Below are 23,385 nucleotides of genomic sequence, written 5' to 3'. Positions count from 1 at the left end.
CTTATTGCCCCTTATTGCGCCTGCCAGAGAATGACAGCCGCCGTTACCAGCAAGTTGATCAGCGTCAGCGGCAGGCAGATTTTCCAGCCGAAGGACATTACCTGGTCATAACGCGGACGCGGTAACGACGCACGAATCAAAATGAACATCATCATAAAGAACGCGGTTTTCAGCGCGAACCAGATGAATGGCGGTAACAACGGGCCTTGCCAGCCACCGAAGAACAGCGTCACCATCAATGCAGAGATGGTCACAATCCCGATGTACTCACCCACGAAGAACAGACCGAACTTCATACCGGAATATTCAATGTGGTAACCATCCGCCAGTTCCTGCTCGGCTTCCGGCTGGTCAAACGGGTGACGGTGACACACCGCCACGCCCGCGATGGCAAAGGTAATAAAACCAAAGAATTGCGGGATGACGTTCCACACATGCGCCTGGCTGTTGACGATGTCGGTCATGTTGAATGAACCGGCCTGCGCCACCACGCCCATCAGGGAAAGCCCGAGGAATACTTCGTAGCTCAGGGTCTGCGCAGAAGCACGCATCGCACCCAGCAGCGAGTATTTGTTGTTACTTGACCAGCCCGCAAACAGCACCGCGTAAACCGCCAGACCTGCCATCATCAGGAAGAACAAAATCCCGATGTTCAGGTCGGCAACCACCCAACCCGGACTGACTGGCACAATTGCAAAGGCCAGCAGCAGCGAGGTAAAGGCAATCATCGGTGCCAGGGTAAAGATGACGCGATCCGAGAATTTCGGGATCCAGTCTTCTTTAAAGAACATTTTGATCATGTCCGCAACCAGCTGGAGCGAACCGCCCCAGCCAACACGGTTAGGTCCATAACGGTTCTGGAACAGACCCAGCAGGCGACGTTCGCCAAAGCTCATGAATGCCCCACAGGTGACAACCACCAGCAGGATCACCACCGCTTTGAGGATGGTCAGCAGGATCTCAATCAGTTCCGGTGATATCCAACTCATTGTTGTGCCTCCTTGAGATCCTCAAGATGCGCGCCAGCCAGCACCGGAGCAATGCCGGACATACCCATCGGCAAGCCCACCTGCCCTGCCGTCAGCCCTTCGGCGATTTCAACCGGCAGCGTGACCGTGTTGCCATCGTAACTAAAGGAGACGCGTGTCCCCGCATTCACGCCCAACTTCGCGGCATCCGCTGGGTTGAGTTTGATATACGGCTGCGGCATACGGCTCTGGAAGACCGGAGCACGCTGTGACAATTCATCGCTGCCAAACAGGTGGTAGTACGGCGCGATACGCCATTTCCCGTCCTGCGGCTGGAAGCGTGCCGGTACGCTGGTGAAGTAATCCAGACCGTTTTCGCTGGTTTCAAACAGACGCACACCGGGATCGCCAAAGCGCAGTTTGCCGCCCACTTCGTCCTGGAATTTGTTCCACGCCTGCGGGGAGTTCCAGCCCGGCGCCCAGGCAAACGGCACTTGCGAACGGTGCGCGGTCGGCTGGTTGTTACCTTCCATCGAGAAGGTGAACATGGTGTCAATATCCTGCGGCTGACGCGGCTCATGAACGCTGATATTGGCGCGCATGGCGGTACGACCGCTGTAACGGTGCGGTTCACGGGCCAGTTTCTGCCCACGAATACGGAATGTCGCATCCGGCGCAGCATCTTTGATACCTGCCAGTTCCGGGATTTTCGCCACAACAGCGTCAATTACATGGTCGAGCTGCGTCCAGTCCACTTCACGGCTCAGCAGGGTGCTGTGCAGCGAGTGTAACCAGCGCCAGCTTTCCAGCATGACAGTTTTGCTGTCGTAATAAGCCGGATCGTAAACCTGGAAGAAACGTTGGGCGCGGCCTTCGTTGTTGATCACCGTACCGTCGCTTTCAGCAAAGCTGGCAGCAGAAAGTACCAGATGGGCGTTTTCCATAATCGCTGTGCGTTGATGATCAACCACCATCACCAGCGGCGCTTTAGCCAGCGCAGCATTCACGCGGGTAGCAGAAGCGTGACGATGCAGATCGTTTTCCAGCACCACCACCGCGTCGGCGCGTCCAGTTTCCAGTTCGGTTAACGCTTCTTCAAGCGAACCGCCACCCATAATGCCCAGCCCCATGCTGTTGACGGAACGGGCAATCATGGTGATACCGACGTCAGCGCCGCGACCTTTCAGGGCTTTTGCGACGTTAGCCGCCGCCTGAATCACCTCTAAGCTACCGGCGTTCGTCCCGGAGATAATCAACGGTTTCTTCGCACCCGCCAGTGCCTGCACGATGACGTCGATTTTGCTTTGCAGTTCAGGTTCAATACCGTCAACCGCTGGCGCGGAGTTATCCAGCGCATGGGCGATGGCAAAACCTAAACGCGCCTGATCTTCAACCGGTGCGCGATAAGTCCACGCCGCGATATCATCCAGACGGGTGTCATCAACGTTGGTAACAAACAGCGGATGCTTCGCACGTTGGCCGATGTTAAGGATTGCCGCAATCTGCCAGTCAGCCACTTTCTGTGCTGCCGCCATTTCGCGCGCTTTACCTTTCACCGCCTGACGCACTGCCAGCGCGGCGCGCGCGCCGGTCTGGGTAACGTCTTCGCCCAGCACCAGTACCGCATCGTAAGATTCGATTTCGCGCAGAGCCGGCGTATAAATGCCGCCTTCACGCAGCACTTTCAGCGCCAGTTGCAGACGTTCCTGCTCACCGTGAGCGATACCGGTGTAGAAGTTTTCTTCGCCCACCAGTTCACGCAGCGCAAAGTTGCTTTCCACGCTGGCACGCGGAGAACCAATACCGATCACTTTCTTCGACTGACGCAGAATATCTGCTGCGCCCTGCATTGCCTGTTCGGCGTTGAGGGTAATGAAATCATCGCCACGACGCTGTACTGGCTGACGCGGACGATCTTTCAGGTTGACGTAACCGTAACCGAAACGACCACGGTCGCAGAGGAAGTAGTGGTTTACCGTACCGTTGTAACGGTTTTCGATACGACGCAGTTCGCCATAACGCTCGCCGGGGCTGATGTTACAGCCGATGGAACATTGCTGGCAGATGCTCGGCGCAAACTGCATATCCCATTTACGGTTATAACGCTCGGAGTGCGTTTTGTCGGTAAATACGCCGGTCGGGCAAATTTCGACCAGGTTACCGGAAAATTCGCTTTCCAGCGTGCCGTCTTCCGGGCGACCGAAGTAGACGTTGTCGTGCGCACCGTAAACGCCCAGATCTGTACCGTCAGCGTAATCTTTGTAGTAACGCACACAGCGGTAGCAGGCGATGCAGCGGTTCATTTCGTGAGAGATGAATGGCCCCAAATCCTGATTACGGTGGGTACGTTTGGTGAAACGGTAGCGACGGAAGCTGTGTCCGGTCATCACGGTCATATCCTGAAGATGGCAGTTACCGCCTTCTTCACATACCGGACAGTCGTGCGGGTGGTTGGTCATTAACCACTCGACCACACTTTCACGGAACTGTTTCGCTTCTTCGTCGTCAATGGAAATAAAGGTGCCATCGGAAGCCGGTGTCATACAGGACATCACCAGGCGACCACGCGTGTCTTCCGCGTTTTGGTATTGCTTCACCGCACACTGGCGGCAAGCACCGACGCTTCCCAGCGCCGGATGCCAGCAAAAGTAAGGAATATCAAGGCCCAGAGACAGACAAGCTTCCAGCAGGTTGTCCGCTCCGTTGACCTCGTATTCTTTGCCGTCTACATGAATTGTAGCCATTAGCATGCTTCCAGTTTTCTCAGTCAGAGACTGAGCGTTAATCGAAATTCGGTTACCAGCGCTCTTTCAGCAGGTTCGGCTGAATCCCATTAATCAAATGGGTATTGCTGAACGGCTGTTTGATTCCCGCCTCAAATTCTTCGCGGAAATATTTGATGGCGCTCTGTAACGGCTCCACTGCACCAGGTGCGTGGGCACAGAAAGTTTTACCCGGGCCTAAGAATCGACACAGTTGCTCAAGTGTTTCGATATCGCCCGGCTGACCTTCGCCACGCTCCAGCGCACGCAGAATTTTCACGCTCCACGGCAGACCGTCGCGGCACGGCGTACACCAGCCGCAGGACTCACGGGCGAAAAACTCTTCCAGGTTACGCACCAGCGACACCATGTTGATCTCATGGTCAACCGCCATCGCCAGCGCCGTACCCAGACGGCTTCCCGCTTTACCGATACTTTCGAATTCCATCGGCAGGTCAAGGTGCGCTTCGGTCAGGAAGTCGGTGCCCGCGCCGCCTGGCTGCCAGGCTTTGAATTTCAGACCGTCACGCATACCACCGGCGTAATCTTCGAGGATCTCGCGCGCGGTAGTACCAAACGGCAGTTCCCACAGACCCGGATTTTTCACCCGACCGGAGAAGCCCATCAGCTTGGTGCCAGCATCTTTACTTTTCGAGATGTTCTGATACCACTCCACGCCGTTAGCGAGGATCGCCGGAACGTTACACAGGGTTTCGACGTTGTTGACACAGGTCGGTTTGCCCCATACGCCGGAGGTTGCCGGGAAGGGGGGTTTCGAGCGTGGGTTAGCACGACGCCCTTCCAGGGAGTTGATTAACGCTGTTTCTTCCCCGCAGATGTAGCGCCCTGCCCCGGTATGGACGAACAGTTCGAAGTCGAAACCTGTTCCCATAATGTTTTTGCCAAGCAAGCCCGCTTCAGTGGCTTCGGCAATGGCGCGGCGCAGATTTACTGCCGCTTCAATATATTCGCCACGCAGGAAGATGTAGCCACGGTAAGCTTTCAGCGCAAACGCGGAGATGAGCATGCCTTCCACCAGCAGGTGCGGCAGTTGCTCCATCAGCAGGCGGTCTTTATAGGTGCCTGGCTCCATTTCATCGGCGTTACACAGCAGGTAACGGATGTTCATGGATTCGTCTTTCGGCATCAGGCTCCACTTCAGGCCAGTCGAGAAGCCCGCGCCACCGCGCCCTTTCAGACCAGCGTCTTTTACCTGATTAACGATTTCGTCCGGAGACAGCCCGGTCAGCGCCTTACGCGCCCCTTCGTAACCGTTTTTGTTGCGGTATTCGTCCAGCCACACTGGCTGTTTGTCATCGCGCAGACGCCAGGTCAGCGGATGCGTTTCGGGAGTACGGATAATGTTTTTCATTTATACCGCTCCAGCAGTTCAGGGATCGCTTCCGGGGTCAGATGCGCGTGAGTGTCCTCATCGATCATCATATTTGGCCCTTTATCACAGTTCCCCAGGCAGCAGGTTGGCAGCAGCGTAAAGCGGCCATCAAATGTCGTTTGCCCTGGTTTGATGTTCAGCTTTTTCTCGAGCGCCGCCTGGATGCCCTGGTAACCATTGATATGACAGACCACGCTGTCGCAATAACGGATCACATGGCGGCCAACCGGCTGGCGGAAGATCTGGCTGTAGAACGTTGCCACGCCTTCGACGTCGCTCGCCGGAATACCCAGCACATCGGCGATCGCGTGGATCGCACCATCCGGCACCCAGCCACGCTGCTTCTGAACGATTTTCAGCGCTTCAATGGACGCCGCACGCGGGTCTTCGTAGTGGTGCATCTCGTGCTCAATCGCTTCACGCTCTGCCGCACTCAGCTCAAAAGCCTCGGTTTGTGGTTGTTGATTCTCGTGCATAATTAGCGGTCCACATCTGACATAACAAAATCGATACTGCCCAGATAAACAATCAGGTCAGACACCAGGCTGCCGCGGATCGCCGCCGGAATTTGCTGCAAATGCGCATAACTCGGCGTGCGGATACGAGTGCGATAACTCATGGTGCTACCGTCGCTGGTCAGGTAGTAACTGTTGATCCCCTTGGTCGCCTCAATCATCTGGAAAGATTCATTGGCAGGCATCACCGGCCCCCACGACACTTGCAGGAAGTGGGTGATCAGGGTTTCGATATGTTGCAGCGTGCGCTCTTTCGGCGGCGGCGTGGTCAGCGGGTGATCCGCTTTGAACGGGCCTTCCGGCATGTTGTTGAGGCACTGCTCAAGAATGCGCAGACTCTGGCGCAGCTCTTCCACTTTCAGCATTACGCGGGTGTAGCAGTCAGAAACACCACCACCAACCGGGATTTCAAAGTCGAAGTTTTCATAGCCAGAATAAGGACGCGCCTTACGCACGTCGAAGTCGATCCCGGTAGCACGCAGGCCCGCGCCAGTGGTGCCCCACTCCAGCGCCTCTTTCGCGCCATAGGCGGCAACGCCCTGGGAACGACCTTTCAGAATGGTATTTTGCAGCGCCGCTTTCTCGTAAGACGCCAGACGTTTCGGCATCCAGTCGAGGAACTCACGCAGCAGGCGATCCCAGCCGCGCGGCAGGTCGTGCGCTACGCCGCCAATACGGAACCACGCCGGGTGCATACGGAAACCCGTGATCGCTTCCACCAGATCGTAAATTTTCTGACGATCGGTAAAGGCGAAGAACACGGGCGTCATTGCGCCGACGTCCTGAATAAAGGTCGAGATGTACAGCAGGTGGCTGTTGATACGGAACAGTTCGGAGAGCATAACGCGAATGACGTTAACGCGATCCGGCACGGTGATCCCGGCCAGTTTCTCTACCGCCAGCACGTAAGGCATTTCGTTAACGCAGCCGCCGAGGTATTCAATACGGTCGGTATACGGAATGTAGCTGTGCCAGGACTGGCGCTCGCCCATTTTCTCCGCACCACGGTGGTGGTAGCCGATGTCTGGTACGCAGTCGACAATCTCTTCGCCGTCGAGTTGTAAAACGATACGGAAAGCCCCGTGCGCCGACGGGTGGTTCGGACCGAGGTTGAGGAACATGAAGTCCTCGTTTTCGGTGCCGCGCTTCATCCCCCACTCTTCCGGTTTGAAGGTCAGGGCTTCCATCTCCAGATCCTGTTTGGCTTTGGTCAGCTCAAACGGCGAGAATTCGGTAGCGCGCGCCGGGTAATCTTTACGCAGCGGGTGACCTTTCCAGGTTTGCGGCATCATGATGCGGCGCAGGTTCGGGTGACCGTCGAAAGTAATGCCAAACAGATCCCAGGTTTCACGCTCATACCAGTTAGCGTTCGGGAACAGTTTGGTGAAGGTCGGTACGTGCAGGTCGTTTTCTGCCAGCGCCACCTTCAGCATGATGTCGCGGTTACGATCGATAGAAATCAGATGGTAGAAAACGGAAAAATCCGCGGCAGGTAACCCTTCGCGGTGTGTGCGCAGACGTTCGTCCATGCCGTGTAAGTCAAACAGCATGACGTAAGGTTTCGGCAGTTTCTTTAAGAAATCGCCAACTTCCAGTAATTGTTCACGCTTGATCCACACAACGGGAACCCCGGTGCGAGTCGCCTGAACAGTAAAGGCATCCGGCCCAAAACGGTTGCGCAGTTCGCCAATCACCGGATCATCAAGATGATCGCGGGTCTGCCAGGCGGGTTCTTGCGCGGTTAAGTCGGTCATATTGTTCACCATTGCAAATGGTCCGTGGTGACTGTCGGCGCAGTAAGCTTCGCGAAATAGATTTAGGAATAAGCGAAGAAAAATCCCTTTGCCGACAGGCGCAAATTAAATCTCGTCAGGTGTACGCAGGTTGGTTACGGCAATACGTTCACCGCGCTTGCGTTCGCGCTCTGATTGCATATTGGCGCGATAAACGCCCTGATCGCCAACCACCCAGGAGAGCGGACGACGTTCTTTGCCGATAGATTCCTGCAACAGCATCAGTGCCTGCATGTACGCTTCAGGACGCGGCGGGCAGCCCGGGATATACACATCAACCGGGATGAATTTATCGACGCCCTGCACAACGGAATAAATATCGTACATACCACCAGAGTTGGCACAGGCACCCATTGAGATAACCCATTTTGGTTCCAGCATCTGGTCATACAGACGCTGAATAACCGGTGCCATTTTGGTAAAGCAGGTTCCTGCAACCACCATCAGGTCAGCCTGACGCGGCGAAGCACGCAATACTTCTGCGCCAAAACGCGCCACGTCATGCACCGCGGTAAACGAAGTCACCATCTCAACGTAACAGCAGGAAAGACCGAAGTTATACGGCCAAATTGAGTTTTTACGACCCCAGTTAACCATGTCATTGAGCTTGCCCATAAACACGTTTTTGTTAACTTCTTGCTCCAGAGGGTCGGTTACGATCTCCTGCTTTTGCAGGGGGTAACGGTCGTTCTCACCGTTGGGATCTATGCGGGTGAGCGTATAATCCATCTTAATGCCTCGCGGTTAGCGTTGACGATTAGCGATACTGTTCGTTTCCGGGTTCATACGCTCGCGGCGTGAACGCGCGGGCGTCCAGTCCAGCGCGCCAATACGCACCAGATAAACCAGACCTGCCAGTAACACAAAAATAAAAATTGCAGCTTCCACAAAGCCTACCCAGCCGCTTTCGCGGATAGAGGTTGACCATGCGAACAGATACAGCGCTTCAACGTCGAAGATAACGAAGAACATGGCCACCAGATAAAACTTGGCGGACAGGCGTAAGCGGGCGGAGCCGACCGAGTCGATACCGGATTCAAACGGCACGTTTTTCGACCTCGCGCGTGCGCGACCGCCTAAAAACCAACCGCCTACCAGCATCAGGCAACACAGGCCAATGGCAACGATAAGAAAGATAGCGAATGCCCAGTGATGAGCGATGACTTCAGTGGATGTTGACATACTCATTGCTTACTCATCAAAAGTAGCGCCAGATTCACTGCTCTTCACGGCAGATGGACGCCACATCGATTCATGGGGAGGAATAAAAAAAACCTTACAATCACTGTAGAAATTCTTTTATACAGCTAATTGATGTGGTCTTTTACTCCTTTCTATAACCTTTTGTCAACTTTAACAAAAGTTTCTTCACATTAGTTTACATAATATCAACACCATTAGCATTTAATGCCCTTTCACCCCAGATCCTTGACGACTCCAGGATAATTAGATGTTGTTGAATCGTGTCCGTTGTGAAGCAATGGAAAAAATACGGGTCTATTTTGACAGGAATTTGTGTCGATTCCTCCCCCCAAAAGAGAGTATTTTCTTGATCTGTGACACGCTTTTGTCATTCCATAACAAAAACGCAGCAACAAATTTACGTATTTTTTAACATCATTGTAGCAGGTGATTTTTTTCAGGCGATTATTTGTGCGTTCGGGACGTGAATCTCTGGTGATTGAAAAATGAACAGTTTTGTACGTTCTGCACTATGCGAGGAAGGATTTTTACTAAAAAAAAGCCGCTGGGGTTTAAAACACCCCCAGCGGCTCGTTTTTTACACTATTGTCTCAGGAATTATCTATCGTCCGTCGATTACTCGATATCCCTTTCAATCAACAATGAATCATCCCCTTCCGGAGCAGACATTGGGCTGTATTGCCACGGATTATGGTAGCTCTCCATCGCCTGATAGATCACCTGGGCCAGCTCATTATTACTGGACGGGTCATAGCACAGCAAATATTCGGTATCAGGTAGCGGCGGTAAGCCATCTACTCCACTCAGCACACGCAGGTCCGGGCTCATCATCTCAACCGGCCTTGCCGTCACGCCAAGACCGGCTTTCACTGCCGCACGAACGGCCGGAAGCGTCGAGGCGACATAAGCCAGTCGCCATGGAATATCTGCTTTATTAAGCGTCGCCAGCACCATATCGCGAAACGGACTTGGATCATCCAGCAATACAAGAGGGATCGGCTCGCCTTTTTGCAATACGTATTCCGCTGCGCAGTACCAGTGTGTTGGCGAGGTTCGCAGGTTCAATGCCTTAAACGCTGAAGGACGATGGGTGGTTACCATCAAATCCACTTCCTGGGATTCCAGCATTTCTGCCATATAGGCATTACGTTTAACGCGGACATCCAGCGCTAATTTCGGATAAACCGAACTCACGCGATTTAACAGGAAAGGTAAGATCGTATCGGCAGATTCATCTGAAGCACCGATAGTTAACACGCCCTGAAGATTACTGAACATTAATGATGAGCAGGCCTCATCATTAAAACGCAGGATTTTCCTGGCGTAACCAAGAAGTTGAATGCCATGTTCAGTTAACAGTTTGTTGCGACCGTGACGAGCGAACAGTTCTTTCCCAACGAGTTGTTCCAGACGGTGCATTTGCTGACTTACGGCGGACTGAGTACGACACACAGCGGCAGCTGCGGCAGCAAAAGTGTTCAGATCGGCAACAGCAACAAATGTTCTCAGCAGATCGAGGTCGAGGTTAATTATCGGACGATTTGCACTTATCATATATTATCACTTACTGGCGGCTCATACTGAGCTGGTTAATGCTGTGCACACACAAACAAGCAATTCCATTTGTAATGTGCCTCCCTGGCAGTTTCATCCGGAACCCGGACGAAAGTAAAAATGCATATGAGTTGCACTAAAAAAGCGACTCACATTGTTCCGTTATAATGCCTGAAGTAGATCACAGAATATATCTTCAGGGATCGCATATCTATTAAGTTACTCACTCTTTTCTATTTATGACATGCGCGTGTTTGTATAAATGTAAATGTGAGTCCTTGTTCCACTCTCGTGCAGCATCGCTGGTCATACGCGAACACGTACAAACAGCAATGGTGAGGCGGCATCAAGAGCAGGGATCCGTCATTTATGCGAGCATTTTACCCCAAAAACCTTTTATTTATAAGGGTCATTGCGAATTATCTGATGCAAAGTTATGTTATGTTAGGCAAAGTAATCTTCTATTATTAATAAGCACATCAAAACCTTTTTGAATATTAAATAATAATTAATTAGCATCATCCTCATTCATTAATTCCGCTTAACAATAGTTTCACACCTTGCCCCCATTACGACACCTCGGAAATCATCACGCTGTTAAACTCTCCGTAATGCGGAAATATCATCATCGCGTTTCATTAGTGAATTCTTAAATGAGGCATTTTCACACAATTATCTTACAGATAAAAAAACCAGACTTACAATTAAGAATCAGAACAATTCACTATATAACATTGCATGTAAAGCATATACACCTCATTATTTTGTCATTATTAAGTTATTAACAGCACAATCGAGCCTTCCCCTCTGGCAAAATCTTATTCTGCAGACCTTCAAAACACCGTCCTGGGGGAGTACATTGTTCTAAGCTGACTTCCACGGCAGGGAGTGGCGATAACAGCAAAAAAGGTCAAGATTCATGTCCCCCATTGAAAAATCCAGCAAATTAGAGAATGTCTGTTATGACATCCGTGGTCCGGTGCTGAAAGAAGCAAAACGCCTGGAAGAAGAAGGTAACAAGGTACTGAAACTGAACATCGGCAACCCAGCCCCGTTCGGTTTTGACGCGCCAGATGAAATCCTCGTTGACGTGATACGCAACCTGCCTACCGCTCAAGGGTATTGCGATTCCAAAGGTCTTTACTCCGCGCGTAAAGCCATCATGCAGCACTACCAGGCTCGTGGCATGCGTGATGTTACCGTGGAAGATATTTACATCGGCAATGGTGTATCGGAGCTTATCGTTCAGGCAATGCAGGCATTGCTGAACAGCGGGGACGAAATGTTGGTTCCTGCACCAGATTACCCACTATGGACCGCGGCGGTTTCGCTTTCCAGCGGTAAAGCGGTGCATTATCTTTGCGATGAATCCTCTGACTGGTTCCCGGACCTCGATGATATTCGCGCTAAAATTACGCCTCGTACGCGTGGGATCGTTATTATCAACCCAAATAACCCAACCGGCGCGGTATATTCCAAAGAGCTTTTAATGGAGATTGTGGAGATTGCACGTCAGCATAATCTCATTATCTTCGCCGATGAAATTTATGACAAAATTCTTTACGACGACGCTGAGCATCACTCAATTGCGCCGCTGGCACCTGACCTGCTGACCATTACCTTTAACGGACTGTCGAAAACGTACCGCGTTGCAGGCTTCCGTCAGGGGTGGATGGTGTTGAACGGGCCGAAAAAACACGCCAAAGGCTACATCGAAGGTCTGGAAATGCTGGCTTCAATGCGCCTGTGTGCTAACGTTCCTGCGCAACACGCCATTCAGACCGCGCTGGGTGGTTATCAGAGCATCAGTGAATTTATTACCCCTGGCGGTCGTCTTTATGAGCAGCGTAACCGCGCGTGGGAACTGATCAACGATATTCCGGGCGTTTCCTGCGTGAAACCTCGTGGTGCGCTGTATATGTTCCCGAAAATCGACGCCAAACGCTTTAACATTCACGACGATCAGAAAATGGTGCTGGATTTCCTGTTGCAGGAAAAAGTTCTGTTGGTGCAAGGGACGGCATTCAACTGGCCGTGGCCGGATCACTTCCGCATTGTCACGCTACCGCGTGTCGATGATATCGAGCTGTCTTTGAGCAAGTTCGCGCGTTTCCTTTCTGGTTATCATCAGCTGTAATCTTAATTTCACTGCCGGAGATTGCATCCGGCAGCGTTATCCCGCCACAATGACCTGATGATGTCATCATACGTAAGGTCACTATGAAACAGAGCCATTTTTTTGCCCATCTCTCCCGCCTGAAACTCATTAACCGCTGGCCGCTCATGCGCAACGTGCGGACGGAAAATGTGTCCGAACACAGTTTGCAGGTAGCGATGGTCGCCCATGCGCTGGCAGCTATCAAAAATCGGAAATTTGGCGGTAATGTCAACGCCGAACGTATCGCTTTACTGGCGATGTACCACGATGCCTCAGAAGTGCTCACCGGCGATCTCCCTACTCCGGTGAAATACTTCAATTCGCAAATCGCTCAGGAGTACAAGGCTATTGAAAAAATCGCTCAGCAAAAACTGGTCGATATGGTTCCGGAAGAGCTGCGGGATATCTTTGCGCCGTTAATTGACGAGCATGCATATAGCGATGAAGAAAAATCGCTGGTGAAACAGGCAGATGCACTGTGTGCATATCTGAAATGTCTGGAAGAACTCGCGGCCGGAAATAATGAATTCTTGCTGGCAAAAACGCGACTGGAAGCGACGCTTGAAGCGCGTCGCAGCCAGGAGATGGACTACTTCATGGAAGTATTTGTTCCCAGCTTCCATCTTTCGCTCGATGAGATTAGCCAGGATTCACCGCTGTAAGCAGCCGGAGTCTGCGTCGCATCAGGCAATAAGCGCCGGATGCGACATCAGGCTCTTGTCAAAACGGAAACAGCATCGGGATCATCACCACACAAACCGCCATCACGATAATGGTGAACGGTACCCCCAACTTCACAAAGTCACTGAAGCTGTAATTTCCCGGACCTAAAACCAGTGTGTTAACAGGTGAAGAAACCGGTGTCATAAAGGCGGCGGATGCTGCCATCGCCACGACCATCGCGAATGGATAAGGCGACACCCCCATCGTTTTGGCAGCAGCCAGCGCAATCGGAGCCATCAACACCGCCGTCGCGGTATTAGAGATAAATAGCCCAATAACCGCCGACAAGACAAACAAACAACCCAGCATCATATGTGGCCCGTAACCACCGCCAATGTCCATCAGCCCTTTCACCGCCAGCGCGACACCTCCCGTTTTCTGTAATGCCACAGCAAACGGCATCATCCCAACGATCAAAATAATGCTCGGCCAGTGAATGGATTTATAGGCGCTTTCAGCATCTATACAGCGGAATTTCCCCATCAGCAGGCAGGCGATGATAGCGGCAACAGGATTAGGAATTTCATCTGTCAGCATTAACGCCACCATTAGCACCAGACAGAAAATGGCATGGGGTGCCTGGCTGTGCGCGGGCGATGCTTCACTCACCTCTTCCGGTAAGTTCAGCGCTACGAAGTCGCGGCCCTGTTTGGCCAGCATACCGATCAGTTTCCAGTTACCCACAACCAGGATGATATCGCCCAGCAGCAGAGGCTCATCCGCCAGCGAACCTTCCAGCGCCACGCCATTGCGCTTTAGCCCCACCACATTCAGTCCGTAGCGGGTACGAAAACCAATTTCGCGCACCGATTTACCAATCAGTTCTGACTCAGGAATTAATGAAATCTCTGCCATGCCCACATCAAGGGCCTGGTCAGAAAAATACTCGCCGCGCAGTACCATCGGCTCCAGCAATTGCTCACTACAAAATTGCCGGAGATCGACATCAGCCGCAGACATATCAATAAGCAAAACGTCACGCGCGCGAAATTCAGAAACCCCATTAACGTTCACGATAACGCGACGAAAACGCCGCCAGCGTTCAACACCGATGACGTTAGCGCCATAACGCTCACGTAATTTGAGATCATCCAGCCGTTGACCTATCATTGGCGATCCGGGGCGAATAGCCAGACGTCGCGCACGCCCGGTCAGTCGATATTCACGGATAAGATCGCGAAAGGTTCGACGCGTCCAGCCTTCGCGCTGCGGGGTCTGGGTATCCCCTTTCAGCATGAAACGCATCACTAACATATACAAAATACCCAGCACCAGCACGACCAGGCCAATAGGTGTTACGCTAAAGAAACTGAAGCCGTGATAGCCTTCACGCAGCAATTCACTGTTGACTACCAGGTTCGGCGGCGTCGCCACCAGCGTCATCATGCCGCTAATCAGCCCGGCAAAACTTAACGGCATCATCAGACGTGACGGCGAAGTTTGCATACGCATGGCAACGCTTAACACCACGGGAATAAAGATAGCGACAACGCCGGTTGAACTCATAAACGCGCCAAGCCCCGCGACGGTCAGCATCAACAAAACCAACATTTTGATTTCACTGTTGCCCGCCACTTTGACCAGCCATGTTCCCATTACGGTGGCAACACCGGTACGGACCAAACCATCGCCAATAATAAACAAGGCGGCAATCAGGACAACGTTAGGATCAGAAAAGCCGGAAAATACTTCGGGGACTGTCAGCGTTCCGCTTAATGCAAACGCGACAATAACAAACAAAGCGACCGCATCCATACGCACTCTGCCCGTCGCAAACAAGACAATGGCAACGGCAAGTAATGAAAGAACCCAAATCAATTCACCGTTCACAACTTATCCTTGTTAATTGAGGGAGATGTCTTGATTCTGCCATAAAAAAGCCCCGACGAGACGGGGCTAAATCATGATCAGGTGTTTCACTGAATAATAACATCGCCATTTGGCTGTTTGGTCACAGTAATTTGCTCCAGACTGTGGAGGACCAAATCGACCTCATTCAGGCGCGGGGTATCTGCCGGAGCGTTAACCGCAATGACATGGCAACCCGCCGCCAGGCCAGAAAGCACGCCAGCGGGAGCATCTTCCACCACCACACACTCCTGCGGCGCAAGCCCCAGCAGCTGCGCACCTAACAGATACGCATCAGGTTCTGGTTTTCCGCGCTTCACTCGCTCAGCGGTTACAAACACCTCTGGTGCGGGAAGCCCAGCTATTTTATGGCGCGCTCGCGCTACCGGCATGGAGCCAGAAGTCACAATGGCCCACGGAATACCTGCTTTATTCAAATGATTGAGTAAGGCGATTGCCCCCGGAAGCGCGGTAATACCTTCGGTTTCCGTGGCCTCGATGTGCTCCAGACGCGTAAACTCGGCGGCAATATCAGCCTCGGATTTGCCCGCCATAAAATGGCGCAAAGAGGTGATCGCCTGTTTACCGTGAATGAAAGCCAGCACCTCTTCCGGCGCTAACCCATGACGTCTGGCCCAGTTGCTCCACGCCCGTTCTACCGCAGGCAGGGAATCCACCAGCGTTCCATCAAGATCAAACAGAAAACCTTTGCACCGCACGCGGGCCTCCTCAGGCGTTGATAATTTGATTAATTTCGTTGGCGCTCAAATGGTACTGACGCGGGCAGGCATGCCACACATTAAGCATGCGCTGATATTTTTCCCACATTGGCGTCTGGGCGTTAAAACCGTGAGTTCCGGCGTCAAAATGGGTATAGCGCCCTTCCACATTAACCATAAAGCGGACATAACCGAGGTAACGTGCTTCAGTGGCGGCGTCAAAGCCGAGGAAGGTGACACGACGTTCATCGATGGATTGCTGGTCCTGCAAATTAGACCAGGAAACATGCAACGCATGATACATCTCCATAATGTCGATGATAGTGCGGCAGGTTTCTTCTTTCAGCTCGCCAAACTCGCGATCCAATTCACGCATCTGTAATCCGTAACCACGCTCAATAATTGTTTGCAGGCGACGGTAACGTTCAGCATTTGCCGGATCGAGCATAGTCATCATCTTGTACTGATTAGACAAAATAAGACGTTGCGCGTTGGTCATTTCCATTGTTGACTCCTGTATCACTATACTACGGTGAAAAAAAAGAAGGCTGAGTATGCCTTCTTTTATATGCGTAATCAGGGGTCAATTACAAATCATCAAGGAAAGTTTTATCCAGTTGTTTGAAGGCGCGCTTAAGCGTGTCAGCTAATGCCTGGTAATCAGGCTTGCCTTCAACGGGTGCCAACACCTGTCCAGACTCCTGCAATTTACCGCGAACTTCATAAAACCAGTTAAGGATTGCAGGGGGTAATGGCGTTACAGAACGCTTGCCCAGCCACCACAATCCCTGCATAGGTAAACTTAAGGCGAACAGCGCAGTGGCAACTGCCGGCCCAAGCTGACCGCCCAGGGCAATCTGCCAGCAGAGAGTAAATACGGCGATCGGCGGCATAAAACGGATCGCATAACGCGTCATCTTGATAACGCGATTTTCGACAAAGACCGGGGCAAGGCGTTTTTCCAGCGGCCACGTCTTTGAGTAATGCTGTCCCCGGCGAAACAAGCTAAAAAAATTAACAGAACGATTATCCGGCGTTGACATGCTTCACCTCAACTTCACATATAAAGATTCAAAAATTTGTGCAAATTCACAACTCAGCGGGACAACGTTCAAAACATTTTGTCTTCCATACCCACTATCAGGTATCCTTTAGCAGCCTGAAGGCCTAAGTAGTACATATTCATTGAGTCGTCAAATTCATATACATTATGCCATTGGCTGAAAATCACGCAAAATGGCATAGACTCAAGATATTTCTTCCATCATGCAAAAAAAAAATTTGCAGTGCATGATGTTAATCATAAATGTCGGTGTCATCATGCGCTACGCTCTATGGCTCCCTGACGTTTTTTTAGCCACGTATCAATTATAGGTACTTCCATGTCGAGTAAGTTAGTACTGGTTCTGAACTGCGGTAGTTCTTCACTGAAATTTGCCATCATCGATGCAGTAAATGGTGAAGAGTACCTTTCTGGTTTAGCCGAATGTTTCCACCTGCCTGAAGCACGTATCAAATGGAAAATGGACGGCAATAAACAGGAAGCGGCTTTAGGTGCAGGCGCCGCTCACAGCGAAGCGCTCAACTTTATCGTTAATACTATTCTGGCACAAAAACCAGAACTGTCTGCGCAGCTGACTGCTATCGGTCACCGTATCGTACACGGCGGCGAAAAGTATACCAGCTCCGTAGTGATCGATGAGTCTGTTATTCAGGGTATCAAAGATGCAGCTTCTTTTGCACCGCTGCACAACCCGGCTCACCTGATCGGTATCGAAGAAGCTCTGAAATCTTTCCCACAGCTGAAAGACAAAAACGTTGCTGTATTTGACACCGCGTTCCACCAGACTATGCCGGAAGAGTCTTACCTCTACGCCCTGCCTTACAACCTGTACAAAGAGCACGGCATCCGTCGTTACGGCGCGCACGGCACCAGCCACTTCTATGTAACCCAGGAAGCGGCAAAAATGCTGAACAAACCGGTAGAAGAACTGAACATCATCACCTGCCACCTGGGCAACGGTGGTTCCGTTTCTGCTATCCGCAACGGTAAATGCGTTGACACCTCTATGGGCCTGACCCCGCTGGAAGGTCTGGTCATGGGTACCCGTTCTGGTGATATCGATCCGGCGATCATCTTCCACCTGCACGACACCCTGGGCATGAGCGTTGACGCAATCAACAAACTGCTGACCAAAGAGTCTGGCCTGCTGGGTCTGACCGAAGTGACCAGCGACTGCCGCTATGTTGAAGACAACTACGCGACGAAAGAAGACGCGAAGCGCGCAATGGACGTTTACTGCCACCGCCTGGCGAAATACATCGGTGCCTACACTGCGCTGATGGATGGTCGTCTGGACGCTGTTGTATTCACTGGTGGTATCGGTGAAAATGCCGCGATGGTTCGTGAACTGTCTCTGGGCAAACTGGGCGTGCTGGGCTTTGAAGTTGATCATGAACGCAACCTGGCTGCACGTTTCGGCAAATCTGGTTTCATCAACAAAGAAGGTACCCGTCCTGCGGTGGTTATCCCAACCAACGAAGAACTGGTTATCGCGCAAGACGCGAGCCGCCTGACTGCCTGATTTCACACCGCCAGCTCAGCTGGCGGTGCTGTTTTGTAACCCGCCAAATCGGCGGTAACGAAAGAGGATAAACCGTGTCCCGTATTATTATGCTGATCCCTACCGGAACCAGCGTCGGTCTGACCAGCGTCAGCCTTGGCGTGATCCGTGCAATGGAACGCAAAGGCGTTCGTCTGAGCGTTTTCAAACCTATCGCTCAGCCGCGTACCGGTGGCGATGCGCCCGATCAGACTACGACTATCGTGCGTGCGAACTCTTCCACCACGACGGCCGCTGAACCGCTGAAAATGAGCTACGTTGAAGGTCTGCTTTCCAGCAATCAGAAAGATGTGCTGATGGAAGAGATCGTCGCAAACTACCACGCTAACACCAAAGACGCTGAAGTCGTTCTGGTTGAAGGTCTGGTCCCGACACGTAAGCACCAGTTTGCCCAGTCTCTGAACTACGAAATCGCTAAAACGCTGAATGCGGAAATCGTCTTCGTTATGTCTCAGGGCACTGACACCCCGGAACAGCTGAAAGAGCGTATCGAACTGACCCGCAACAGCTTCGGCGGTGCCAAAAACACCAACATCACCGGCGTTATCGTTAACAAACTGAACGCACCGGTTGATGAACAGGGTCGTACTCGCCCGGATCTGTCCGAGATTTTCGACGACTCTTCCAAAGCTAAAGTAAACAATGTTGATCCGGCGAAGCTGCAAGAATCCAGCCCGCTGCCGGTTCTCGGCGCTGTGCCGTGGAGCTTTGACCTGATCGCGACTCGTGCGATCGATATGGCTCGCCACCTGAATGCGACCATCATCAACGAAGGCGACATCAATACTCGCCGCGTTAAATCCGTCACTTTCTGCGCACGCAGCATTCCGCACATGCTGGAGCACTTCCGTGCCGGTTCTCTGCTGGTGACTTCCGCAGACCGTCCTGACGTGCTGGTGGCCGCTTGCCTGGCAGCCATGAACGGCGTAGAAATCGGTGCCCTGCTGCTGACTGGCGGCTACGAAATGGACGCGCGCATTTCTAAACTGTGCGAACGTGCTTTCGCTACCGGCCTGCCGGTATTTATGGTGAACACCAACACCTGGCAGACCTCTCTGAGCCTGCAGAGCTTCAACCTGGAAGTTCCGGTTGACGATCACGAACGTATCGAGAAAGTTCAGGAATACGTTGCTAACTACATCAACGCTGACTGGATCGAATCTCTGACTGCCACTTCTGAGCGCAGCCGTCGTCTGTCTCCGCCTGCGTTCCGTTATCAGCTGACTGAACTTGCGCGCAAAGCGGGCAAACGTATCGTACTGCCGGAAGGTGACGAACCGCGTACCGTTAAAGCAGCCGCTATCTGTGCTGAACGTGGTATCGCAACTTGCGTACTGCTGGGTAATCCGGCAGAGATCAACCGTGTTGCAGCGTCTCAGGGTGTAGAACTGGGTGCAGGGATTGAAATCGTTGATCCAGAAGTGGTTCGCGAAAGCTATGTTGGTCGTCTGGTCGAACTGCGTAAGAACAAAGGCATGACCGAAACCGTTGCCCGCGAACAGCTGGAAGACAACGTGGTGCTCGGTACGCTGATGCTGGAACAGGATGAAGTTGATGGTCTGGTTTCCGGTGCTGTTCACACTACCGCAAACACCATCCGTCCGCCGCTGCAGCTGATCAAAACTGCACCGGGCAGCTCCCTGGTATCTTCCGTGTTCTTCATGCTGCTGCCGGAACAGGTTTACGTTTACGGTGACTGTGCGATCAACCCGGATCCGACCGCTGAACAGCTGGCAGAAATCGCGATTCAGTCCGCTGATTCCGCTGCGGCCTTCGGTATCGAACCGCGCGTTGCTATGCTCTCCTACTCCACCGGTACTTCTGGTGCAGGTAGCGACGTAGAAAAAGTTCGCGAAGCAACTCGTCTGGCGCAGGAAAAACGTCCTGACCTGATGATCGACGGTCCGCTGCAGTACGACGCTGCGGTAATGGCTGACGTTGCGAAATCCAAAGCGCCGAACTCTCCGGTTGCAGGTCGCGCTACCGTGTTCATCTTCCCGGATCTGAACACCGGTAACACCACCTACAAAGCGGTACAGCGTTCTGCCGACCTGATCTCCATCGGGCCGATGCTGCAGGGTATGCGCAAGCCGGTTAACGACCTGTCCCGTGGCGCACTGGTTGACGATATCGTCTACACCATCGCGCTGACTGCGATTCAGTCTGCACAGCAGCAGTAATCTCGTCATCATCCGCAGCTTTGCGCTGCGGATATCTGAACCGGAAATAATCACTATTTCCGGTTTTTTATTCTCTTAATCTGCATTAATCCTTTCTGATTATCTTGCTTAACTGCGCTGCATCAATGAATTGCGCCATTTCACTTTGCATACTTACCACTTTGTTTTGTGCAAGGGAATATTTGCGCTATGTCCGCAATCACTGAATCCAAACCAACAAGAAGATGGGCAATGCCCGATACGTTGGTGATTATCTTTTTTGTTGCTATTTTAACCAGCCTTGCCACCTGGGTAGTTCCGGTGGGGATGTTTGACAGTCAGGAAGTGCAGTATCAGGTTGATGGTCAAACAAAAACACGCAAAGTCGTAGATCCACACTTATTTCGCATTCTGACTAACGAAGCAGGCGAACCTGAGTATCACCGCGTACAGCTGTTCACGACGGGCGATGAACGCCCGGGCCTGATGAACTTCCCGTTTGAAGGATTAACCTCAGGATCGAAATACGGGACAGCTGTTGGCATCATCATGTTTATGCTGGTGATTGGCGGCGCGTTTGGCATTGTGATGCGTACAGGAACCATTGATAACGGTATCCTGGCGCTTATTCGCCATACCCGCGGGAATGAAATTCTCTTTATTCCTGCGCTGTTTATTCTGTTTTCACTTGGCGGCGCGGTATTTGGTATGGGAGAAGAGGCCGTCGCCTTTGCCATTATCATCGCACCGCTAATGGTCCGGCTGGGCTATGACAGTATTACCACCGTCCTGGTGACCTATATTGCCACGCAAATCGGTTTTGCCAGTTCGTGGATGAACCCGTTTTGTGTGGTCGTTGCTCAGGGGATTGCCGGCGTTCCGGTGCTTTCTGGCTCCGGGTTGCGCATCGTGGTGTGGGTTATCGCCACTATGATTGGCCTGATCTTTACCATGGTGTACGCCTCACGAGTGAAAAAGAATCCTCTTCTGTCACGCGTGCATGAGTCCGACCGCTTCTTTCGTGAAAAGCAGGCGGATGTTGAACAACGTCCGTTTACCTTTGGTGACTGGCTGGTATTGATTGTCCTGACCGCCGTAATGGTCTGGGTGATTTGGGGCGTGATCGTTAATGCCTGGTTTATTCCAGAAATTGCCAGCCAGTTCTTCACCATGGGTCTGGTGATTGGCATCATCGGCGTTGTTTTCCGCCTTAACGGCATGACGGTTAATACCATGGCTTCATCCTTTACCGAAGGGGCGCGAATGATGATCGCCCCTGCCCTGCTGGTGGGTTTCGCCAAAGGGATTTTGCTGCTGGTCGGTAATGGTGAAGCGGGTGATGCCAGCGTGTTAAATACCATCCTCAACAGCATTGCCAATGCCATTAGCGGTCTGGACAACGCGGTCGCGGCCTGGTTTATGTTGCTCTTCCAGGCGGTATTTAATTTCTTCGTGACGTCCGGTTCTGGTCAGGCGGCGTTAACCATGCCGTTACTGGCACCGCTTGGCGATCTGGTCGGTGTTAACCGTCAGGTTACCGTGCTGGCATTCCAGTTTGGTGATGGCTTCAGTCACATCATTTACCCAACCTCAGCTTCGTTAATGGCAACTCTCGGTGTATGCAGGGTGGACTTCCGTAACTGGCTGAAGGTGGGCGCGACCCTACTTGGACTGCTGTTTATTATGTCCAGCGTCGTAGTGATCGGCGCTCAGTTGATGGGCTACCACTAAAAATGTTAAGAGCCGCAATTGCGGCTCTTTTTTCATTCTGCCGTTTCAGTCTCTACGGCTTCATTTTTGGCATTGCGCTTCATCCACAACGCCAGCGCTTTCAGCGAGTCTGGAGTGAACTCATCGCAGCGTGCGGTGATTTCTTCCGGCGTCAGCCAGCAAACTTCACTGACTTCATCTTCCTGTAGGGCGAAGGGACCGTGAGAGACGCAGCTGAACAACGCGCCCCAGACACGGCAATTTTTATCTTCGAAATAGAACTGCCCGTGCTCGGCAAAGGGGACACCGGCAATGCCCAACTCTTCTTCCGCTTCGCGACGCGCGGATTCCAGCAGTTGCTCATCGGCCTGAACCACACCGCCTGCGGTCGCATCTAACATGCCGGGTAAAAAGTCTTTTGTCTCGGTACGACGCTGGACCAGAATTTTGCCCATGCCATCATGCACGACGATGTAAGTTGCACGATGACGCAGACACTGTGCCCGCATTTGTTCCCGGCTGGCTTGTGCAATGACTTCGTTCTCTTCATTGACAATATCCACCCATTCAGTACTTGCCAAACGACGCTGTTCCATTATCAGGAAACCTTCTTTTTCTGGCGCTCTTACGGCGCATTTTGAGTTGTGGGTAAATTACGGATTAATCGCGACCTGCGCAATGATACTTTGATCATTGAGTGCGATTACACTAAGTACGTCATTATCCAGCATGCCATAACTCGCCGGATTACCGCCTTTCGGAATACTCACCGAGCCGGGGTTGAAGTGGAAAATCTCCCCCCGCTGTTCTGCCACTGGCAGATGGGTATGACCGTACACCAGCACATCGTTCTGGTTTAAAGCAGGTAGATTTTCCGGGCCAAAAAGATGACCATGCGTCAAAAACAGACGTTGTTTTTCCAGTAATACCTGTTGCCACGGCGCGGTTATCGGGAAATGCAGCAGCATTTGATCCACTTCGCTGTCGCAGTTGCCGCGCACAGCGATAACCTTATGTGCCACTTCATTAAGCCGTTCAGCGACTTTGGCTGGCGCGTAACCCTCCGGTAAAGCATTACGCGGGCCGTGATTCAACACGTCGCCAAGGATCACCAGCCACTGGGCACCGCTTTGGGCAAACAACTCCAGAACACGTTCCGTCGCCGGTAACGACCCATGAATGTCCGATGCAAACATCAGTTTCATCACTCACTCCTCGTCGAAAAAACGTAAGCTATGATACTGGATTCTGTCGTT

Annotated in this window: 19 protein-coding genes; 5 read left to right on the top strand and 14 right to left on the bottom strand. The window is 52.1% G+C overall.

Annotation, left to right across the window (positions count from 1 at the left end):
* Nucleotides 1-11: 11 nt before the first annotated feature.
* From nuoH to lrhA, 8 genes are all read right to left on the bottom strand, one after another.
* A complete protein-coding gene (nuoH, locus tag HGD79_RS23365) occupies nucleotides 12-989 on the bottom strand; it encodes an NADH-quinone oxidoreductase subunit NuoH (protein ID WP_000118507.1) in 978 nt (325 codons plus the stop codon).
* Nucleotides 986-3,712 (bottom strand): NADH-quinone oxidoreductase subunit NuoG, encoded by a 2,727-nt coding sequence (nuoG, locus tag HGD79_RS23360; RefSeq protein WP_075826948.1) that lies wholly within the window; start codon nucleotides 3,710-3,712, stop codon nucleotides 986-988. The genes nuoH and nuoG overlap by 4 nt, the downstream gene beginning before the upstream one ends.
* Nucleotides 3,713-3,764: 52 nt before the next feature.
* The gene (gene nuoF / locus HGD79_RS23355) at nucleotides 3,765-5,102 is read right to left on the bottom strand and encodes an NADH-quinone oxidoreductase subunit NuoF (protein WP_000789495.1); all 1,338 of its coding nucleotides are present in this window, start codon (nucleotides 5,100-5,102) and stop codon (nucleotides 3,765-3,767) included.
* On the bottom strand, nucleotides 5,099-5,599 hold the full coding sequence (gene nuoE, locus HGD79_RS23350) for an NADH-quinone oxidoreductase subunit NuoE (protein WP_000545042.1): 501 nt from the start codon (nucleotides 5,597-5,599) through the stop codon (nucleotides 5,099-5,101). Before nuoE ends, nuoF begins: the two co-directional genes overlap by 4 nt.
* Nucleotides 5,600-5,601: 2 nt before the next feature.
* Nucleotides 5,602-7,404, bottom strand: coding sequence for an NADH-quinone oxidoreductase subunit C/D (nuoC, locus tag HGD79_RS23345; RefSeq protein WP_000247878.1), 1,803 nt, complete (start codon nucleotides 7,402-7,404; stop codon nucleotides 5,602-5,604).
* A 93-nt stretch (nucleotides 7,405-7,497) separates the two neighbouring features.
* Nucleotides 7,498-8,160, bottom strand: a complete 663-nt coding sequence (nuoB, locus tag HGD79_RS23340; protein ID WP_000386733.1) for an NADH-quinone oxidoreductase subunit NuoB — start codon at nucleotides 8,158-8,160, stop codon at nucleotides 7,498-7,500.
* Between the two features lie 15 nt (nucleotides 8,161-8,175).
* Nucleotides 8,176-8,619 carry an NADH-quinone oxidoreductase subunit NuoA gene (nuoA, locus tag HGD79_RS23335; protein ID WP_000062997.1) on the bottom strand — a complete coding sequence of 148 codons (444 nt, stop codon included), beginning with the start codon at nucleotides 8,617-8,619 and terminating at the stop codon, nucleotides 8,176-8,178.
* A gap of 630 nt (nucleotides 8,620-9,249) precedes the next feature.
* Nucleotides 9,250-10,188, bottom strand: a complete 939-nt coding sequence (gene lrhA / locus HGD79_RS23330; RefSeq protein ID WP_168848516.1) for a transcriptional regulator LrhA — start codon at nucleotides 10,186-10,188, stop codon at nucleotides 9,250-9,252.
* 919 nt (nucleotides 10,189-11,107) lie between these two features.
* Here lrhA and alaA point away from each other — a divergent pair.
* Together alaA and yfbR are read left to right on the top strand one after the other, a co-directional pair.
* Nucleotides 11,108-12,325, top strand: a complete 1,218-nt coding sequence (gene alaA / locus HGD79_RS23325; protein ID WP_000074527.1) for an alanine transaminase AlaA — start codon at nucleotides 11,108-11,110, stop codon at nucleotides 12,323-12,325.
* Between the two features lie 83 nt (nucleotides 12,326-12,408).
* Entirely contained in the window at nucleotides 12,409-13,008 is a 600-nt protein-coding gene (gene yfbR, locus HGD79_RS23320; RefSeq protein WP_000813860.1) for a 5'-deoxynucleotidase, read from the top strand.
* A gap of 58 nt (nucleotides 13,009-13,066) precedes the next feature.
* On the opposite strand, the gene HGD79_RS23315 is transcribed toward yfbR, so the two are convergent.
* The 4 genes from HGD79_RS23315 to yfbV all read right to left on the bottom strand — a co-directional run bounded on the left by HGD79_RS23315 (nucleotide 13,067) and on the right by yfbV (nucleotide 16,679).
* A complete protein-coding gene (locus HGD79_RS23315; RefSeq protein WP_001012899.1) occupies nucleotides 13,067-14,899 on the bottom strand; it encodes an SLC13 family permease in 1,833 nt (610 codons plus the stop codon).
* A gap of 86 nt (nucleotides 14,900-14,985) precedes the next feature.
* Entirely contained in the window at nucleotides 14,986-15,636 is a 651-nt protein-coding gene (hxpA, locus tag HGD79_RS23310) for a hexitol phosphatase HxpA (protein ID WP_001203389.1), read from the bottom strand.
* 10 nt (nucleotides 15,637-15,646) lie between these two features.
* The gene (locus tag HGD79_RS23305) at nucleotides 15,647-16,141 is read right to left on the bottom strand and encodes a YfbU family protein (RefSeq protein ID WP_000426124.1); all 495 of its coding nucleotides are present in this window, start codon (nucleotides 16,139-16,141) and stop codon (nucleotides 15,647-15,649) included.
* 82 nt (nucleotides 16,142-16,223) lie between these two features.
* Entirely contained in the window at nucleotides 16,224-16,679 is a 456-nt protein-coding gene (gene yfbV / locus HGD79_RS23300) for a terminus macrodomain insulation protein YfbV (protein WP_000106627.1), read from the bottom strand.
* Nucleotides 16,680-17,018: 339 nt separating this feature from the next.
* Between yfbV and ackA the strand changes: the two genes are divergently transcribed.
* The 3 genes from ackA (at nucleotide 17,019) to yfcC (ending at nucleotide 22,150) form a co-directional block, all read left to right on the top strand.
* The gene (gene ackA, locus HGD79_RS23295) at nucleotides 17,019-18,221 is read left to right on the top strand and encodes an acetate kinase (protein ID WP_000095707.1); all 1,203 of its coding nucleotides are present in this window, start codon (nucleotides 17,019-17,021) and stop codon (nucleotides 18,219-18,221) included.
* Between the two features lie 74 nt (nucleotides 18,222-18,295).
* Nucleotides 18,296-20,440 (top strand): phosphate acetyltransferase, encoded by a 2,145-nt coding sequence (pta, locus tag HGD79_RS23290; RefSeq protein ID WP_000086722.1) that lies wholly within the window; start codon nucleotides 18,296-18,298, stop codon nucleotides 20,438-20,440.
* A gap of 189 nt (nucleotides 20,441-20,629) precedes the next feature.
* Entirely contained in the window at nucleotides 20,630-22,150 is a 1,521-nt protein-coding gene (gene yfcC, locus HGD79_RS23285; RefSeq protein WP_168848515.1) for a putative basic amino acid antiporter YfcC, read from the top strand.
* A 32-nt stretch (nucleotides 22,151-22,182) separates the two neighbouring features.
* Here yfcC and yfcD read toward each other — a convergent pair whose 3' ends face one another.
* On the bottom strand, nucleotides 22,183-22,725 hold the full coding sequence (gene yfcD / locus HGD79_RS23280; protein ID WP_000437935.1) for an NUDIX hydrolase YfcD: 543 nt from the start codon (nucleotides 22,723-22,725) through the stop codon (nucleotides 22,183-22,185).
* A 57-nt stretch (nucleotides 22,726-22,782) separates the two neighbouring features.
* A complete protein-coding gene (gene yfcE, locus HGD79_RS23275) occupies nucleotides 22,783-23,334 on the bottom strand; it encodes a phosphodiesterase (RefSeq protein ID WP_000772452.1) in 552 nt (183 codons plus the stop codon).
* Nucleotides 23,335-23,385 lie beyond the last annotated feature (51 nt).

This window comes from Escherichia sp. SCLE84 (genome assembly GCF_012584495.1).
Taxonomy (GTDB): domain Bacteria; phylum Pseudomonadota; class Gammaproteobacteria; order Enterobacterales; family Enterobacteriaceae; genus ECMA0423.
The sequence above is the reverse complement of the archived record's forward strand: the minus strand, read 5'-3'. Positions and strand labels throughout refer to the sequence as shown.

Coding starts and splice junctions, on each gene's coding strand:
- nuoH (WP_000118507.1), bottom strand. CDS start 989: ATGAGTTGGATATCACCGGAACTGATTGAGATCCTGCTGACCATCCTC.
- nuoG (WP_075826948.1), bottom strand. CDS start 3,712: ATGGCTACAATTCATGTAGACGGCAAAGAATACGAGGTCAACGGAGCG.
- nuoF (WP_000789495.1), bottom strand. CDS start 5,102: ATGAAAAACATTATCCGTACTCCCGAAACGCATCCGCTGACCTGGCGT.
- nuoE (WP_000545042.1), bottom strand. CDS start 5,599: ATGCACGAGAATCAACAACCACAAACCGAGGCTTTTGAGCTGAGTGCG.
- nuoC (WP_000247878.1), bottom strand. CDS start 7,404: ATGGTGAACAATATGACCGACTTAACCGCGCAAGAACCCGCCTGGCAG.
- nuoB (WP_000386733.1), bottom strand. CDS start 8,160: ATGGATTATACGCTCACCCGCATAGATCCCAACGGTGAGAACGACCGT.
- nuoA (WP_000062997.1), bottom strand. CDS start 8,619: ATGAGTATGTCAACATCCACTGAAGTCATCGCTCATCACTGGGCATTC.
- lrhA (WP_168848516.1), bottom strand. CDS start 10,188: ATGATAAGTGCAAATCGTCCGATAATTAACCTCGACCTCGATCTGCTG.
- alaA (WP_000074527.1), top strand. CDS start 11,108: ATGTCCCCCATTGAAAAATCCAGCAAATTAGAGAATGTCTGTTATGAC.
- yfbR (WP_000813860.1), top strand. CDS start 12,409: ATGAAACAGAGCCATTTTTTTGCCCATCTCTCCCGCCTGAAACTCATT.
- HGD79_RS23305 (WP_000426124.1), bottom strand. CDS start 16,141: ATGGAAATGACCAACGCGCAACGTCTTATTTTGTCTAATCAGTACAAG.
- yfbV (WP_000106627.1), bottom strand. CDS start 16,679: ATGTCAACGCCGGATAATCGTTCTGTTAATTTTTTTAGCTTGTTTCGC.
- ackA (WP_000095707.1), top strand. CDS start 17,019: ATGTCGAGTAAGTTAGTACTGGTTCTGAACTGCGGTAGTTCTTCACTG.
- yfcC (WP_168848515.1), top strand. CDS start 20,630: ATGTCCGCAATCACTGAATCCAAACCAACAAGAAGATGGGCAATGCCC.
- yfcD (WP_000437935.1), bottom strand. CDS start 22,725: ATGGAACAGCGTCGTTTGGCAAGTACTGAATGGGTGGATATTGTCAAT.
- yfcE (WP_000772452.1), bottom strand. CDS start 23,334: ATGAAACTGATGTTTGCATCGGACATTCATGGGTCGTTACCGGCGACG.